Raw genomic sequence first — 17432 nt, 5'->3', positions numbered from 1 at the left:
AATTTCAGTAATAAAATGAAGCTTTTTACCGAAGGCCGGAAAGAAGTTTTCTCAAAGCTGGAAAAGGAAATTACCCCAGAGGACAGGATCATCTGGGTGCATGCGGCCTCCCTGGGAGAGTTCGAACAGGCTGTCCCTGTGATGGAAATGCTGAAAGAAGACTATCAGAATCACCGAATCCTGGTGACTTTCTTCTCTCCCTCGGGTTATGAAAACAAGAAAAAGCATCCGCTTGCCGATGTGATCACCTATCTCCCGCTGGATACTCCGAAGAATGCCAGAAAATTCCTTGACCTTGCCCATCCGGAACTGACCCTTTTTATCAAATACGATATCTGGCCCAACTTCCTGGCGGAATTAAAAAAACGGCAGATCAGAACTTTCCTGGTATCGGGGGCCTTCAGAGAAAACCAGGTTTTCTTTAAGCCATACGGCGGCTGGATGAAAAAAGCCCTGTACAGCTTCGAGCACTTTTTTGTTCAGAATAAGAAATCTCAGGAACTGCTGAATTCCATAGGCTTTAAAAATGTAAGTATTAGCGGAGACACAAGATTCGACAGGGTTTCCCGGCAGATTGAATATGACAATAAGCTGGAGTTCATCGAAGAATTCCTACAGGATGAGCTTGCTGTTGTTGCGGGAAGCACCTGGCCTGAAGACGATGAACTGCTGATTCCATATATCAACTCTGCTCCAGAAGGTGCCAAATTCATCATTGCCCCCCACGAAATAAAACCCGAAAAGGTCAAAAAGCTCCAGGAAAAGATAAAGCTTCCAGTAGTGCTCTTTTCCGAAATGGAGGATAAAAACCTAAAAGATCATAAAGTACTGATAATTGACACCATAGGTCTTTTAAGCAAGATCTACAGTTATGCCGATATTTCTTACGTTGGCGGAGCAGCCGGAAATACCGGGCTGCACAATATTCTGGAACCGGCAACTTTCGGCATCCCGGTAATAATAGGTAAGAACTTCGACAAGTTTCCTGAAGCGAAAAAACTTCAGCGACTGGCAGGACTCTTTTCAGTTTCAACTAAAGAAGAGCTGTCCCAGGTCCTCTTAAAACTTATAGAAAACAGGGGTTTTCGGGAAAAAACCGGTATGATCTCGGGACATTTTATAAGCTCCAATACCGGTGCTACCCGTACAATTCAGTCTTACCTGCACCAAAACCCCTGAAAATTTCAATGTTTTTTAAGGTATTATCTTAAAAATTTACAAAAATAGCAGCTTCAACCCATATAAGTCGTAATTTCGATTTATGAACTAAAAAACCCTAAATCATGAAACGAGTTTTTGTTTTAGCTACTTTACTTATTATGAGTGCATCAAGTTTAATTTCCTGTAGAGATACGAAGGAAAAAGAAACAGTGATCAAAGAGGTAGAAGTGGAAAAGGAGCCTGAAGTTAAAGAAGTAGAAGTAGAAAAAGAAAGAGAAGGTATTCTTGAAAGAACCGCCAAAGAGGTGGACAAGGAAGTAAATAAGGAAATCGACGAGGAGATCGAAAAAATAGGAGACGATAACTAAACTACAGTCGGCTCTTTAAAAACATTAATAAATAAAACAACCAAATTATGAAACGATCAATTTTATTACTGGCTATAATATTTAGTATCAGCACAGTATTTACATCCTGCAGGGAAACCAAAGAAGAAAAGGATGAAATGGAAATGCATGAGGACGATATGGATAATATGGACGAAATGCATGAAGATGAAATGGATGATGTTAATGACGATATGGACGATGTTGGAGACGACATTGAAGAAGCCGCTCAGGACGCCGGAGATGCCGTTGAAAACGCTGCCAATGAAACAGGTGATGCTGTTAAGAAAGCAGCTAATGAAGTTGAAGGAGAGATTGAAGGAACTGACGATAATTAATCTAATCGTATTCTACAGAATCTGATTATAACTTATTAACCAACAAAAAAAATCCCTTTCCTGACCAGAAAGGGATTTTTTTGTTTTGCAGCTCCGGAATCTTAAGATTTATAGACTTTAATATAGTCTATAAGAAATTGTTTCGGGAAGATAGAATCGTCTACCTCGGGACCCCCAAAATTACCTCCTACGGCCATATTCAGCAAAAAGTAGAAGGGGTGATCGTAAGGATAGGTCTTTTCATTCTTCTCTTCAGGTGAAAAAGTATACACCTTCTCTCCGTCTATATAAAATTCTATCGCTTCTTTACTCCAATCGATCTTGTAGGTATGAAAATCTTCAGTTACGTTCTCTACGTGAGTTTCCATTGTATTCTCGGTATCTCCGTGACTGGCAGGAGTATGCAGGGAGGTATGTATCACATCGGGTTGTCTCCCCACGAATTCCATAATATCGATCTCTCCTGAACCGGGCCAACCGGCTTCATTGATGTTTGCCCCCAGCATCCAGACAGCAGGCCATAATCCGTGACCAGCGGGCACTTTAGCACGAACTTCCACTATCCCGTACTGAAACTCGAACTTGTCTTTGGTATTGATCTTCCCGCTGTAATAGGTATCACCAACTTTGTTTGCCGTAATCACAAGATTACCATCTTTTACAGATACATAATCTTCATTATAGATCTGCCGTTCGTTGTTTCCCCAGCCACAAATATCGGGGCAACCGTCACCAGTCTCATAGCTCCAGTTCTCCATAGAAAGGCTATCTCCGTTAAAATCTTCCTCCCACACGAGTTCCTTTTTTTCCTGGGCGTAAACAAAAGAACCGGCCATCATCGCAAGGCCAATTCCTAGAATTCTATATTTCAGCATAATTGTTTATTTATATTCAAATCCGGTTTCTTTCAGGTCTACGGAATTCCCCCCGATAAATAATTTGAATTCCCCCGCTTCAGCTTCCCATTTCTTATTTCTTGTGAAATAGGAGATCATTTCTTCGTCTATCGTAAAACTAAGCTTTTTAGTCTGGCCAGGCTGTAATTCTACCTTCTGAAATGCTTTCAGTTCTTTTACCGGACGGGTAATGCTCCCTATAAAGTCTCTTAAATACAGCTGGACCACTTCCTCTCCGGCAACGTCTCCGGTATTGGTCACTTCTATGGAGGCAGTGATCTTTCCGTCCTTGGAAAATTCGTTCTTATCAAGACTGATCTCTCCGTATTCAAAATCAGTATAACTAAGGCCATAACCGAAAGGATACAATGCATCACGACGAGAATCTGTGTAATGAGACCAGGTAACCTGTTCTCCACCCGAAGGCCTGCCGGTATTTTTCTGGTTGTAATATAAGGGTTCCTGTCCCACATTTCTCGGGAATGAAACCGGAAGTTTCCCGGAAGGATTATATTTTCCGAAGACCACTTCTGCCACGGCATTTCCGTGCTGAGACCCTAAAAGCCAGGTTTCAAGAATAGCTGAAACCTTCTCTGAGCTTGCAGTAATATCCATTGGTCTCCCGTTCATAAGCAGCATCACCACATTGCTGTTCGCCCCGGTGACCTGCTCTATTAGCTCATCCTGTACTCCGGCAAATCCAATATCGGTCTGGCTACGGCCTTCCCCGGTCTGGTAGGCATCTTCCCCTACCACGAGGAATACAAGGTCAGCTTCCCCGGCAAGTTTAACAGCTTCAGCAAATCCGCTCCTATCGGTTTTATTTATGCTCATAGGATCCAGAAACCCACGCTTCCCTGTTGAAAGTTCCGCTCCTTTTGCATAAGATACTTTTACTCCTTCGGGAGCGTGATTCCTGATTCCCTCAAGTACGGACACAGCCGAATTCTCCACCGCGTGTGCCCGCCAGTTCCCAAGCGGACTATCTTTATCATCAGCCAAAGGACCGATCACGGCAATATTCCTAACTCCCTTTTTTACCGGAAGTATATCTGCTTCATTCTTCAGAAGAACAATAGATTTCTTTGCCGCTTCAAGGGCTACCTGCTGATTCGCCTCAGAGTAAAGTTCCTTTTTCTCCAGCTCTTCATCAAAATATTTATAAGGATCGTCAAAAAGTCCAAGTTCAAATTTTAAACGAAGTATTCTTTTCACCGAATTATCGATCAGGGCTTCTTCTACCTCTCCATTCTCCACTAGCTCCCGTAAAGAGCTTTCGTAGGCCCCGCCTTCCATATCCATATCACTTCCGGCTTTTACAGCCATCTCGGCAGCCTGTTTTTTATCGGCTGCCACCCCGTGAGGAATAAGCTCGGCTATAGAACCCCAGTCCGAAACGATGAATCCGTCCCAGCCCCATTTGCCTTTCAAAAGATCTCTTTGCAGGTATTTGCTTGCAGTTGCCGGTACTCCGTCAATTTCATTGAAGGAGTTCATAAATGTTGCCACTCCGGCATCGGCAGCTGCTTTAAAAGGCGGCAGAATGCTATTGTGTAATTCGTGCAGGCCGATATTCACCGTATTGTAATCCCTTCCGCCTTCAGCAAAACCGTATCCGGCAAAATGCTTGGCACAGGCCGCAATGGTCAATGGATCGCTTAAATCCTCTCCCTGAAAGCCATTGATTCTGGCCACAGCGATCTTTGAATTAAGGTAAGGGTCTTCCCCGGCACCTTCCATAATACGCCCCCACCTGGCATCACGGGAAACATCCATCATAGGCGCAAAGGTCCAGTGCACCCCTGAAGCCGCAGTTTCCCTGGCAGCAACACGGGCGGTTTTCTCCATTAACTCCAGGTCCCAGCTGGCGCTTTCTCCAAGCGGTACGGGAAACATGGTCTGGTAGCCGTGAATCACATCATAAGCGAAGATTAACGGAATCTTCAGCCTCGAATTTTCCATTATGATCCGTTGTGCCTCCCTGGTATTTTTTACCGAGGTCACATTAAGCATAGAGCCCACAAGACCTTTTTTTAGATTTTCCAGCTTTTTCTTATTATCGGTACCGGTAGCGGGTCCTGTAACATCCCAGGAGCCGTTATACTGTACCATCTGGCCAATCTTCTCATCAAGAGTCATTAAGGCCAGAACCGAATCTACTTTCCGGTCTATATCTTTCGGGTCTTTCCCCTTGCCAAACCTCTTATCAGATTCTGCATTAAAGGCATAAAGTGTGGCAATAGAGATCAGCCCGATTAAAATCAGTAACTTTTTCATAATACTTTTTAAGAAAAGAGGCGGGTATTGCGGCCCGCCTCAGGATTATTTTGATTGCAATTATTCCGCAGCCTGGTAAACTCTTACATAATCGATCTCGAAGGTAGCCTGACTAAAGTCGCCAGCTACATCTCCGCCAAAAGTTCCTCCCATCGCAAGATTCAGGATAAGAAAGAAAGGATCGTTGAAAGGACTATCGGCAGTGTTCTCGAATTCATGATACACCACGTCATCTACAAGAAAGAGGATACGATCTTCAGACCACTCCACACCGTAGTTATGGAATTCAGAAGCAGCATCGCTTACCGTTGTGGTTTCGGTTATAGCATCCCCGGCGAAATTCCCCGGCATATGCAGTGTTCCGTGCACAACCCCGGGTTCATTCCCCTTATATTCCATAATATCTATCTCACCCGCTTCAGGCCATCCCGCTTCAGGGAAATTGGCTCCAAGCATCCAGATCGCAGGCCAGGTTCCTCCACCTTCCGGCATCTTGGCTCTTACTTCCACCCGTCCGTAAGTGAATTCAAACTTATCCATAGTGGTGATCCTCGCAGAAGAGTAATCGAAACCGTTAGTGGATTCTGCTACTGCATTTATCTTAAGGATCCCGTCTTCTATCACCGCGTTCTCCTCGGTGTAATACTGAAGTTCCTGATTTCCCCAACCATCGTTATTCCCGGTTTCAAAGTTCCACTTATCTGAATTTAGCGTTCCATCCCCGTCAAATTCATCAGACCATACCAGTTCATTGAATTCAGACTGGAATTCCTCCTCTTCTTCAGGTTCTCCCTGGGCAGTGGTGAATTTAAGATACCAGGCAAGTGCAGGATTATTACCCATAATTGCCCTTACGTGCATAGTGTTCTCGTCTATAGAAAGTACCTCATAAGTGCTGGCGCCAATATAATAGCTCATAGTTCCGCCATCAGAGATATTGATCGCAGTACCGGTGGTAAGCTCTGCAGGAACTCCTGAAGTAGCAGGAGAAAGCGAAACAGATTTCACTGAAGAATCATCGTAATCTATACACTGGTCTCCTTCACCGCTGCCACCAAATTCAGCAACATAATCCACGTTAAAGAAGGTTTGCCCGTTGTTGTTATATACGTACTCGATATTATCGTTAGCATTAAGGCTAAAGGTCATTTCATCAGTATAGAAACAAGAACTGGATGGAGCTCCTGCTTTTTCGAAAGGAACTGCTGCATACCATACCGGGCTGGTAAAGCCCTCGCCTGAACTTGGACCTACCCCCAGGTGGCCAGGCTCTGCAGCAGCCACATACCAGGTCTTGGTACTTCCTCCTGTAAGCAGTTGCTTGGTTTCAGGGTCACTGAAATCACTAAACACGGTAACAGTTTCAGTGGTATTGGCTGAGTTTCCAGCGGTCCCTGAAGCGATCACCTTTACGGTATAATCGTTCACCCCGTTCTTGTTAAAGCTGTGGGTGGTCTCCCCGCTTGCGGAAACTTCTTCAAAACCGTCTCCGTAAATAAACCGGTAGCTCATCGCATTATCGGCTGAGGCGCTAAACTTTACAGCACCGCTTCCGTCTCCGTTGGGCATCTCTTCAGATTGCCCAACAACTTCAGTAGTCACATCCAGATTGGTTGGTTTCGTGATTTCACCAATATCATAGTCTTGTGTACAGGAGACAAAGAGTGCCAAAGTCAGTACCGAAAGACTTATCTTAATTAAATTTTTCATTTTCATTCCTATTAATTAGTAAGTTGAATATCGTCAAAATAGAAGGTAGAGCCGTCTCCGTTAGTCCCGAAGTCGTAGAAGATAACCACCCTGTCATAGTTGGCATTAGGATCGAAAGCATCAAAGCTTGTCAGATCAAAGGTCATTTCTTCCCACTCATTTGAGGTGGCGGTATTTTCAATCACCTCAACAACCACAGATGGATTTCCGTTATTATCAGGCGCCGACTGTGAATCTTCAAATTTGAATAAGACCGGAACGCCTTCTTTTGGAGACCAGGCCTTCATTTTGATGGTGGTTCCGTTAGAGAAATTAACAGCTTCCTCAAGGTTCAGGGAAATTCCTGCCCAGGTCTCGGCTCCGTCACCTTTAGTAAGTTCAGATACCCTGGAACTGCTGTTGATCCCTGAAGGATCTGGGTTAGCGATCACAGATCCTGAGGCTCCTCCAAACCCGTTCCAGGTATAGGTAAGGGCTTCAGCTTCAAAATACAACGGAAGTGCTACCGAAGTTGCCTGCGCTTCAGAGGTAAGACGGATATCATCAAAATAGAAGGTGGAACCGTCTCCGGTGTTTCCGAAGTCGTAGAATACGATCACCCTGTCATAGCTGTTATTCGGATCGAAAGCATCAAAATCGGTAAGATCGAAGGTCATTTCTTCCCACTGGTTTGAAGTGGTGGTGTTCTCCACAACCTCAACTACAACCGAAGGATTTCCGTTATTATCAGGAGCCGATTGTGAATCTTCCATTTTAAACAGGATAGGCGTTCCTGCCTTTGGAGACCATACTTTCATCTTCACGGTGGTTCCGTTGGTAAAGTCTACGGCCCCGTCAAGGTTCATCGAAATTCCCGCCCAGGTTTCAGCGCCGTCACCTTTGGTCAGCTGGCTTACCTTAGCACTGCTGTTAGCTCCGGTTACATCAGGATTATCTATCACAGAACCAGAGGCTCCTCCAAATCCGTTCCAGGTATAAGAAAGGTTCTCGTTTTCAAAGTTCAGTGGCAGATCAACCTTTTCCAGCCTAGTGGTCTGAATATTATCGAAGTAGTATGTCTCTCCCGTACCCGGTGTTCCAAAGTTAAAGAACAGGGCTATTCTGCCATACTCAACTGCAGGATCTATAGCGGTAAGATCAAAAACAAGTGTTTCCCAGGCATTGCTCACCGTAGTGGTAGCTGTGGATTCAACAAAAATACCCGAATCGTCAAGATTCTCAATTTTGAATAAAACCGGCGTACCCGCAGTTGGGGACCATACATCTACACTCACATAGCGCTTAGATGAGAAGTCTATTGGCTCATCCAGGGCAATGGTTGTTCCTGCCCAAACTTCAGAACCTGAAGGCTTGGTATAAGAAGCCACTTTACTGCTGGTATTGATTCCCGAAGGATCAGGATTATCGATCACAGGAGCTCCTGCCCCTTCTCCTCCTCCAAAGTTGTAGAAGGTATAGTTAAGCGTTTCCGATTCAAAATCTATTGGTAGGAACAAAGGATCGGTTATGGAAACCTCCTTGGTCACTTCTGTAGTTGCGGCACCTCCACTTAGAGCCACCACTCTTACGTTATAATCTCCAACATTCTCATAGGTATACGTAACTGATTCGCCCGGCATCAAAAGAACCGGCTCTTCGTCTTCATCTGAAGATTCATCGCCTGTTGCCTCTCCAAAATAAACTTCGAACATCGCAGCGTACTGGGCATTTGCAGTAACCGTGATCTTATAATTGTTCTCAGCATCTTTTACGATCTCAGTCTCCAGGTTTTCAGGAGCGCGGAAGGATACCGTTAGCGGTTGAGAACCCTGTCTCATTTCCCCGTTAAGGTTCTTTCCGGTCACTACAACCTCGTATTCACCTTCATCATAGATATGCTCTACAGATTCTCCCGTTTCAAGGTCTTCGGCTGGGCTTGAACCATCACCAAAATCAACATCATAAAGTACTGCACCGTCCCCTGTTGGAGTTACGGTAACCAGGCCTGTATTATCCTGGGTGATCTGGAAATTCGCTCCCAGATTAGACGGAGCCTCCAGGCTGGAGAGGTCCACCATAGCATCGTCATCACTTACACAACTCATCACTGAGGCGGCAAGAAAAACCGATAAGATTATTTTAAAATATTTTTTCATACGTTTAATTTTTAGCAACCGGATACTTTAAGAACCGGCTGAAATTATCTTTTTGAATAGGTCTCTTATTAGTATCCGGGGTTTTGTTGCCAGTTACCCTCAGAAAATTCGATCTCCTCTAAAGGCACAGGGAATAATTCATTTTTCCCGGTTGTAAAACCTTCGATATTCTGGGCAGCTCTTTCTGTTCTCACAAGATCGAAGAAACGATGACCTTCCCCTACAAGTTCACGTCTTCTTTCATCGTAGATGGCTTCAGTAAGGTTATTTTCTGAAACTTCAACAGGGTCTAATCCGGCTCTTTCCCGTACCTCATTAAGGTAAATTCTTGCACGCTCATCGCTGATTCTGCCTCTGTTCAGGGCTTCAGCAGCCATAAGCAGTACATCTGCATATCTAATTGCGCGGTAATTGTTAGGCTGAGTAAGGTTAGCATCACCGGCATTATCGTTCTTACGCGGTAGGTATTTACGGTTGAAGTATCCCGTGTGTTTGTAACCTTCGGCATAAGTAGCCCCGGTCTCCTCTGCCCAGGCTTCGATATCAAGAATAGAGTAATCTCTTCTTATATCATCTTCGCTGAACATATCATAAGCTTCCTGAACAGGTACATTAAAGCTGAAGCCAGGCTCAAACAAGGGCCCGCTGTAATTTCTTATGCCCTGGAATCCTACGGCTACGTTACCTTCACTACACTGAAGGCAGTCGAAACCTGCACCTTCTTCTCCTGTGTATTGTACCTCAAATACAGACTCTATATTGTTCTCTCCTTCCTGCTCGAAAAGAGTAGCGAAGTCAGATAAGGCATATGGCCCATTCTCTATCAAATTGGTGAATACAGGAGCAGCTTTATCAAACTCATTCTGATACAGGTAAGCTTTTCCTAGAAGTGCCTGGGCCGCTCCTTTTGTTGCACGCCCTGTTTGAGGAGCTGTATAACCAAGTTTTTCTATAGCAAACAAGAGGTCATTTTCAATTTGAGTGTACACCTCATCAACCGGTGCACGTGGTACGGAGTTCTCATCTCCCAACACAAAGCGCTCATCTCCTTTAATAGGGATAGGCCCAAACCATTTTACAAGTTCAAAAGTAAAGTAAGCTCTAAGGAACCTGGCTTCGGCAATAATCATATCCCGGCCCTCAAAATCGGTCTTATCCTTAAATTCCAGGATATAGTTTGCTCTTTGCACTCCCGCGAAGTTCCAGTCCCATATATCATCAAGGTTATCGTTCACCGGGGTGTGAGTCATTTCATCCACCTGTTGGAAACCTATCACATCGGTGGCGCTCTCTCCCCCACTTAAAGTATTGTCTGAGGCAATCTCCCCAAGCATTACATTCACATAGGTAGATTGCAGCACATCATAAGCTCCTATAAGTGCATTGTAATAATCTTCTTCAGAGTTAAAGTAGTTTTCAGAGTCTATATTGTACTCTTCTGTCTTTTCAAGATATTCCTCGCTACATCCAAAACTTATTGCCAGTAAGAGTAGCAGGAACAGGCTCTTTATAGTTATACTGTTTATCTTCATCACGCTGTTTTTTAAAAGTTAAGATTTAATCCGGCTAAAAATATTCTTGGCACCGGATAGAATCCGTAGTCAATTCCGCCTCCAATGGCTTCTCCAGTAGATGCCGAAGGATCGAAACCTTTATAGTCTGTAAAGGTGTACAGGTTGTTTACCGAAGCATATACTCTTAGTTTATCTACTCCAATACTGCTAAGGGTATTCTCCGGAAGAGTGTAACCTAACTGAATATTCTGGATCCTGGCGTAAGAAGCATCTTCCACATAGTAGTCTGAAAATGCCATGTTTGAAGTAGCTCCTGTGGTCACTCTTGGCACCTCGTTACTGGTTCCGGGACCTGTCCACCTGTCCAGCACATAAGCGTGGCGGTTCACGTTAGGCTGGGCTCTCTCATAGTTCCTAACCATATCGTTTCCTAAAGAAGCATAGGTATAGGCGGTAAAATCAAAATTCTTGTAATAAAAATTAAGGTTAAGTCCCATAGTTGCAGTTGCAATAGGGTCTCCTATATTAGTACGGTCTTCGGTGTTTATTACCCCATCGCCGTTAATATCCACATATCTAATATCACCGGGTGCGGCCTGGGCTCCAAGCGCTTCCTGAGAAGGGTGAGCATCTACTTCAGCCTGGGTCTGGAAAAGACCGTCGGTCTTATATCCGTAGAAATACCCGATCGGGAATCCGGCCTCGAACCTTGAAGGCTGCGGCTGACCTACTCCGAACTGACCTCCCGGCAAGAAATCTGTTCCGTTAACCTCGGTAACTTCGTTATCAAGGAAAGTTGCATTGTACCCGATATTGAACCTGAAGTCATCGTTGATCCTTTGCTTGTAATTAACAGAGAATTCAACACCCTGGTTTCTGGTAGTACCGGCGTTGATGGTAGGCGCTCCGGAACCCGGTGCTCCGCCGCCAAAAATACCCGATACCGGGATCCCGGCGATCAGCAGGTCATTCCTGTCTTCACGGAAAACATCAGCCGTGATATCAAGTTTGTTATTGAAAAGTCTAAGGTCTATCCCGATATTGGTCTTTTCAGCCTCTTCCCATCCGGAAGCAGGGTTAGAAAGTCTACCAAGGGCAGTACCGTTCACAAGCATTCCGTCCAGCACATAAGTGGCTTCCCCGTCTAATAAAGAACGGTAGAATTCTGCACCTCCGGCCTCGTCATTACCAAGCACCCCGTAACTTCCTCTTAATTTCAGGAAGGAGATCACCTCTGAACCGGCAAGAAAATCTTCTTCAGAAAGTATCCATCCCGCGGTAGCTGAAGGGAAATACCCTACCCTGTTACCGGGACCAAATCTTGTGGAAGCATCACGACGCAACATTGCTGAAACCAGGTATTTCCCTTTATAGTCATACTGAAGACGACCAAAGAAAGAAAGTTTCCTGATATCATATTTATAAGCGCTGTTGTTTAGTCCGTCGTTGGTTCCCGTTGTCAGGCTGATATCGGCAAACTCCCAGGAGTTATTTGGCACATCATAGCCTGTGGCGTATAGCCCGTCTCCCCAGTTTCGTATTACCGTCATACCTGCAGTACCCGTTATATGGTGGGTATCGGCAAAGGTATTTTCATAAGTCCCGAAAAGGTCATAGGTATAACTGTTATCGTTAATCCTGTTCTGGTTCACCTGGCTGCGCACGTTATTGAAAACCTTACCAGATCCGTAGCTGATGATAGGTGCAAAGTCTTTTCCCTTGCTAACAGCCATACTGTATCCAAGTCTTGAAGTAAAGGTAAGTTCCTCCAGGGGCGTAAAGTCTAACTTTACAGACCCGTTTAACTTGCTTAGGTTATAATCGTTAAAAGTATTTTCAATTTGAGAAAGCGGGTTAATGATCTCATTACCCAATGTTCCGTCAAGGTCTTCCTCATCAATTCCAAAAGTAGGAGCGATGTTCAGGGCGTTAAACAATACAGATCCCAAACCGTTCTCGTTGATGGAACGACGATCTATACTGGTATAGATGGAATTGGCGCTGAAATCGAACATATCGCTGATATCGATCCCGAGGTTAAAACGGGCAGTGCTTCTTCTGAAATCAGATTTCTCTGCACCTACAATACCTTCCTGATATAAATGTGAACCTCCAACCGAATAAGTTACCCTTTCAGATCCACCCGAAAGTGTCAGGTTATGGCTAATTATAGGAGATGTATCAAATACCTCATCCTGAAAATCGGTTCCTTCTCCCAAACCACTCACATTAGGATAAGGCAAATCCTGGCCGTTATTGGCATAACTTTCATTCAGCAGTAGTGCATATTCAGTTGCGTTTAGCAACGGAATCTTTCTCGAAGTCTCCTGGAGGCCCACATATGAATCATAAATTACCTGGGGAGCGGTATTCTTTTTACCGGACTTAGTAGTGATCAACACCACCCCGTTAGCACCGGCAATACCATAAATAGCCGCCTGAGCATCCTTAAGAATGGAGATAGACTCCACATCGTTAGGGTTAAGCGTACCAAGATCTCCCTGGTATCCGTCAATAAGCACCAAAGGTCCGTTCTCACTGTTAGAAGCGATCCCCCTGATGTTGATATTGATCCCGGATCCCGGAGCACCTGATTCCGGAGTTACATTTACACCGGCTGCAGTTCCCTGTAAGGCCTGCTCTACTTTAATGGGCTTAAGATCTTCAATGGTCTGGTTATTTACCACAGACACCGCCCCGGTGATATCCTTACGCTGCTGGGTACCGTACCCGATCACAACGATCTCTTCCAGAGCCTGCGAATCTGTTTCCAAAGTAACATTGATGAGCCTTTGGTCTGTAACTGTAACCTCCTTAGTGGTATACCCCACATAAGAAAATACGAGTACATCCCCCTGAGAAACATTATCTATAGTATAGTTCCCGTCAAAATCGGTCACCACCCCGTTCGAGGTGTTTTTCACTATAATGTTCACTCCCAAAAGCGGGATGTTTGTTTCGGCTTCTTTTACATTACCCGAAACCGAAAAGGTTTGAGCATGCAATGCAGAAATGGATGCAAAGCATAGTAAAAAGAGTAAAAGTGTTCTATTCATTTGTTGATGATTTTATTTGATCTCAATCTATTAATTAAATGTTAAGAGCAAATAAAACCCACCTCTACACCTCGTATACATCCGAACAAAAGCAGCAAAAAATTAGGAATATTTCATTTTAAGGCACCTAAAACTAAAGAAAACAGAAGGTTTTGGCTAAACGGAATTAACCGCTGAAATCCACCAGATTAGCTGAATGTTGAGGTAATGTTGAGGAGAAAAGGACTTCTGTTGAGGTATTAAAACGTAAGGATGTATTCTACCAGACCCTGATCGTGGTCTAATTCCATCTTTTTACGCAAACGATATCGTTTGATCTCGACACTGCGCACCGAAATATTGAGCAGTGGAGCGATCTCTTTTGAGGATAAATTCAACCTTAAATAAGCACATAATTTCAGGTCGTTGGAAGTTAAATTAGGATGCGCATTCTGGACCGACTGAAGGAAATCTTTATCGGCATTATCAAAAGCTTCCTTGAACAGCTTCCAGTTATCCTTCTCGGCTATGTCCTTATCTATAATTTTGATCACCTCCCTAATATCTTCCTTCTTTTCGGCAGAAGCAAGTTTATTCTTCAGGTCGGTAAGAAATTCATTCTTCTTGATAAGGTTCATTGTAGAAGCAGCAAGCTCCCTGTTCTTCGATTCCACATCGGCCTCAAGCTTCTGGTTCTTAAGAGTGATGATCTCCTGCTGAGACTCCAGCTGTTTGATCTCCAGTTTCTTCCTGTTCTTTTCTATAAGCTTGTCCCTTTGTCTCTTATAATACCGTGTATAAAAGAAATGCACTAGGTATATAAGCACGATAAGAAGCAGAACATACACCATGATGGCCAGGTTTGAGAGATACCAGGGGCGCGCTATAACAAAAGCATAACTGGCAGTATTGGTGACCTTGTTATTATATTTCGCCTTTACCTTAAAAACATAATTCCCGGCCGGAAGATTTTTAATATTTGCACTCCCCTCTGAACTCCAGTCACTCCAGGAAGAAGAATAATTCTCAATAAAATAGCTGTATTTAAGATCATTCAGCTTCCCGTAATGGGGAACGCTAAAACCAAAATTCAGATAATTGGTCTCATTGGGAAGCGATAATTTTTCGGTCTCAAGATCAGCCGGGGTATATGAAGTACCGTTTTGAGCGGTTTCCACCAGGTTAATACTAAGCTTACGCGTCTCTCCTTCCGGGAGAGGAAGGTCAAATACCGCATAACCCACATTAGAACCAACCAGATATCTTTGTTCTGCTATTAGCGAAATATTCTCAAAACCACGGGCAATACTTCGGTATTCCAGCGGCAAAGGTACGGTCTTGCTTATAAGTTTATCCTGAAAGACATCGGCCTTCACATAATAAAGATTGTCTTTCCCAAAGGTCCACCAGGTGTTATCATCAAGCACCCGGGAAATACCGCTGATCCTTGGCTTATCTTCGGTCAGGCTGTTCAGTTCATTATCTGAAGTGAATTTATCCCCGGCCGAAAAATATTTGTAGACTTTATTCTCTGTTGAATAGTAGATCTCATCCCTGAATTTAAAAACCTTCAACCCCAGTCTTTCCTCATAGGATACCGGGTAATTCTTTTTTGCGATCACCCTCTTATAATCCTCATCCAGCTTAAGCCTGAAAATCCCCTTGTGATCGTGACCAACCCATACAACTGAGTCATTTTCGATTACCAGGTTTCGGGAAGACAGGTCAAAATCATCAAAATAGCGCGGCAGTTCATTCTCCATATTGTAACTGATCCCGTTATAATGCCCCTGCAGGATCCCATTCCCCAGTTTTTTGACTTCCCAAGTTCCGAGGCCGTCAAAAAGCTGTTCCGCTTTATTTCCATTGATCCTGAAGGTCCCAAGATCGTGCCCCACATAAAGCACCCCTTCAATTTCATTTATACTCCAAACCTGGCCACTGGTCCCGGGAACCATCTTAAACTCTTCATTGGCGCCAAGCCGGTTATAATATAAACCCTGGTTGGTTCCGAGGTATTTCAGGCCATCCTTTACATAACTGCAGTAAACCGTCCCGATTTCCCCGTAAGTATCGGTAAAAAGCCTGAACGGGCTGTCCATATTGATAAGGCTGAGACCGTTATCAAGTCCGCACCAGATATTGCCCTCTTTATCTTCCATCACAGAAAGCACGGTGTTATTCAGGATGACCGGTTGCGATAGTTTAAGCCGGCCAGCTTTTCCATCTATAATATAAAGGCCCCCGCCTATGGTCCCGAGGATAAGCGTCCCGTCATTAAGGCGCTCTGCTGAAAAAATACTTTCCGAAAGCGGGTATTCATCCAGTTCCTTCTTTTCCCAATTCCCGGGTTCTGCATAATAAAGCCCGTCATCGCGGGTTACCGCCAGAATTCTGCCATTTTCCTCATAAAACAGGCTGACTATGGGACTGTTATTGATAAGCTCATTGGAAACAAACAGCTCTGCCTCTCCCCTTCTTATGGTAAAGAGACCAACTTCGGCTACCTGATAATAGAGATTCTCATTTACCTTGTAAAGGTTGGAAATGGTTCCTTCGGCCTCAATGACTTTAACCCTTCCGGTTTCCCGGTTATAGTTATAAAGCCGCCTAAGACTCTGGAAGACGATATAATCTCCAAATTCCTCAATATGCCAGAACTGCTCCCCATCCAGGATCTCCGCCTCCTTCAGATATTTTTCCAGGCTATGATACTCCAGGCAGCCTGTCCTTTTCTTTTCCCAGTAGCCAAAGTCCATATAGGATCCCGTATACACCCTGTCTTCCAAAGCCAGTACTGAACGCACTGCAGAGCCATCGGGCACTTCATTTAAAGACCACTGCTCCCCATTGTATTCAAGCAAGCCGAGATTATTGGCGATAAAAATATGCCTGTCCGGTCCCTGGGAAAGCATCCAGTTCTGGTTGCCTGCCGAATAGGTCTTGGTATCGAAATTTGAGATCGGAGGCATTTCCTGAGCTACCCCCACGAAGGATATGAAGAAAATAAAGAGGAAAAAGTATTTTCGCATATTGGTCTGACTGAAGCGTAAAAATATCAATTTTAGCCGACTAGCGCGAAAGCCTTCTGATTTATTAAGTTTTGAATAAAAAACAGGTTACACTTAATATGATCCTGCCAATGTATTTACTGCACTTTTTTAAAAGTCCTTAATTCGCGCTTCAGGTCTTCCATAGATTCCTGGAGTTCTCTGAAAAGCCCACTTTCCGAGGGATTGTCTAAATTAAAGGTAAGCTTGCTGTTCACCTGCCAAAGCTCCTGTATCTCGTTAACGTTAACTTCTATCGGCAGGTATTCTTCATTATAGCTTATAAGCAGGACCTTGGAAGGATCGGGCAGCTTCTGAAGTTTCTTAACCAGCACCGAATCATATAGCACCACCACGTAAACGCGATTATTACTGGCTTCTTCAAGACCGGCAACAGCCTTTCCTAAAACCCATTCGTTAGGACGATAATTTGGCAGCATACTGTCACCTTCTATCTGAAAGCCCCTGTAGGTAGCATTGCGAAATTCCGGAAGCGGAATATCAAATGCCGGAAGCTGATGATACCACTCCACATCCTGCACATTATGCGGGTATCCGGCAGCAGCCTTCTGGTTTACCATCACGATATTCTCATTATCGGCACTATCTACGGTTACCACCTTCGGGCTAACGTCGCCTTTGCTAAGCTGCAGGTATTTCTGACCGCTGTCACCAAAAAGCCATAGCGGATTGATCCCGAACTGACGTAACAACTCGGCCACCACCTTTCCGGAGAGCTTGGTGCGCCCGCGTTCAATATCGGCAGTGGAGTTCTTAATTCCCAACAAGTCTGCAAACTCGGTTTGCGTGTAGTTATGTTCTTCACGAACTTCCTTAAAGTGCTTAATTTCAATAGATCCAGGTGTTCCCATAATGACGCTAATTTAGGAATAATTCCAATACAAAAATAAAATTTATGGAATAACTCCA

General features: G+C 44.2%; 11 protein-coding genes. 3 read left to right on the top strand and 8 right to left on the bottom strand.

Annotated elements, in window-relative coordinates; genetic code table 11:
* The first annotated feature begins 15 nt into the window (after positions 1-15).
* From ACFQ3Q_RS04565 to ACFQ3Q_RS04555, 3 genes are all read left to right on the top strand, one after another.
* A complete protein-coding gene (locus ACFQ3Q_RS04565; RefSeq protein ID WP_380743377.1) occupies positions 16-1179 on the top strand; it encodes a 3-deoxy-D-manno-octulosonic acid transferase in 1164 nt (387 codons plus the stop codon).
* Positions 1180-1283: 104 nt separating this feature from the next.
* The gene (locus ACFQ3Q_RS04560) at positions 1284-1529 is read left to right on the top strand and encodes a hypothetical protein (RefSeq protein WP_380743375.1); all 246 of its coding nucleotides are present in this window, start codon (positions 1284-1286) and stop codon (positions 1527-1529) included.
* A 47-nt stretch (positions 1530-1576) separates the two neighbouring features.
* Positions 1577-1885, top strand: a complete 309-nt coding sequence (locus ACFQ3Q_RS04555; protein ID WP_380743373.1) for a hypothetical protein — start codon at positions 1577-1579, stop codon at positions 1883-1885.
* Positions 1886-1986: 101 nt separating this feature from the next.
* On the opposite strand, the gene ACFQ3Q_RS04550 is transcribed toward ACFQ3Q_RS04555, so the two are convergent.
* From ACFQ3Q_RS04550 to ACFQ3Q_RS04515, 8 genes are all read right to left on the bottom strand, one after another.
* Positions 1987-2760 (bottom strand): glycoside hydrolase family 16 protein, encoded by a 774-nt coding sequence (locus ACFQ3Q_RS04550; RefSeq protein ID WP_380743371.1) that lies wholly within the window; start codon positions 2758-2760, stop codon positions 1987-1989.
* 6 nt (positions 2761-2766) lie between these two features.
* Positions 2767-5058 carry a beta-glucosidase BglX gene (bglX, locus tag ACFQ3Q_RS04545; protein WP_380743369.1) on the bottom strand — a complete coding sequence of 764 codons (2292 nt, stop codon included), beginning with the start codon at positions 5056-5058 and terminating at the stop codon, positions 2767-2769.
* A gap of 60 nt (positions 5059-5118) precedes the next feature.
* Complete coding sequence (locus tag ACFQ3Q_RS04540) at positions 5119-6768, bottom strand: family 16 glycosylhydrolase (RefSeq protein WP_380743367.1); 1650 nt, start codon at positions 6766-6768, stop codon at positions 5119-5121.
* Positions 6769-6779: 11 nt separating this feature from the next.
* Positions 6780-8903, bottom strand: a complete 2124-nt coding sequence (locus tag ACFQ3Q_RS04535; RefSeq protein ID WP_380743365.1) for a hypothetical protein — start codon at positions 8901-8903, stop codon at positions 6780-6782.
* Between the two features lie 68 nt (positions 8904-8971).
* Positions 8972-10435 (bottom strand): RagB/SusD family nutrient uptake outer membrane protein, encoded by a 1464-nt coding sequence (locus ACFQ3Q_RS04530; RefSeq protein WP_380743363.1) that lies wholly within the window; start codon positions 10433-10435, stop codon positions 8972-8974.
* 11 nt (positions 10436-10446) lie between these two features.
* Positions 10447-13473, bottom strand: a complete 3027-nt coding sequence (locus ACFQ3Q_RS04525) for a SusC/RagA family TonB-linked outer membrane protein (protein WP_380743361.1) — start codon at positions 13471-13473, stop codon at positions 10447-10449.
* Positions 13474-13712: 239 nt separating this feature from the next.
* Positions 13713-16484 carry a helix-turn-helix and ligand-binding sensor domain-containing protein gene (locus tag ACFQ3Q_RS04520; protein ID WP_380743359.1) on the bottom strand — a complete coding sequence of 924 codons (2772 nt, stop codon included), beginning with the start codon at positions 16482-16484 and terminating at the stop codon, positions 13713-13715.
* Between the two features lie 116 nt (positions 16485-16600).
* Positions 16601-17374 (bottom strand): XRE family transcriptional regulator, encoded by a 774-nt coding sequence (locus tag ACFQ3Q_RS04515; protein WP_380743357.1) that lies wholly within the window; start codon positions 17372-17374, stop codon positions 16601-16603.
* Between the last annotated feature and the right edge of the window lie 58 nt (positions 17375-17432).

The organism is Salegentibacter chungangensis (assembly GCF_042678405.1).
Classification (GTDB): domain Bacteria; phylum Bacteroidota; class Bacteroidia; order Flavobacteriales; family Flavobacteriaceae; genus Salegentibacter_A; species Salegentibacter_A chungangensis.
The sequence above is the reverse complement of the archived record's forward strand: the minus strand, read 5'-3'. Positions and strand labels throughout refer to the sequence as shown.

Bases quoted from the DNA above. Each gene is read 5' to 3' on its own strand.
- ACFQ3Q_RS04565 (WP_380743377.1), top strand. From the start codon at position 16: ATGAAGCTTTTTACCGAAGGCCGGAAAGAAGTTTTCTCAAAGCTGGAA.
- ACFQ3Q_RS04560 (WP_380743375.1), top strand. From the start codon at position 1,284: ATGAAACGAGTTTTTGTTTTAGCTACTTTACTTATTATGAGTGCATCA.
- ACFQ3Q_RS04555 (WP_380743373.1), top strand. From the start codon at position 1,577: ATGAAACGATCAATTTTATTACTGGCTATAATATTTAGTATCAGCACA.
- ACFQ3Q_RS04550 (WP_380743371.1), bottom strand. From the start codon at position 2,760: ATGCTGAAATATAGAATTCTAGGAATTGGCCTTGCGATGATGGCCGGT.
- bglX (WP_380743369.1), bottom strand. From the start codon at position 5,058: ATGAAAAAGTTACTGATTTTAATCGGGCTGATCTCTATTGCCACACTT.
- ACFQ3Q_RS04540 (WP_380743367.1), bottom strand. From the start codon at position 6,768: ATGAAAAATTTAATTAAGATAAGTCTTTCGGTACTGACTTTGGCACTC.
- ACFQ3Q_RS04535 (WP_380743365.1), bottom strand. From the start codon at position 8,903: ATGAAAAAATATTTTAAAATAATCTTATCGGTTTTTCTTGCCGCCTCA.
- ACFQ3Q_RS04530 (WP_380743363.1), bottom strand. From the start codon at position 10,435: ATGAAGATAAACAGTATAACTATAAAGAGCCTGTTCCTGCTACTCTTA.
- ACFQ3Q_RS04525 (WP_380743361.1), bottom strand. From the start codon at position 13,473: ATGAATAGAACACTTTTACTCTTTTTACTATGCTTTGCATCCATTTCT.
- ACFQ3Q_RS04520 (WP_380743359.1), bottom strand. From the start codon at position 16,484: ATGCGAAAATACTTTTTCCTCTTTATTTTCTTCATATCCTTCGTGGGG.
- ACFQ3Q_RS04515 (WP_380743357.1), bottom strand. From the start codon at position 17,374: ATGGGAACACCTGGATCTATTGAAATTAAGCACTTTAAGGAAGTTCGT.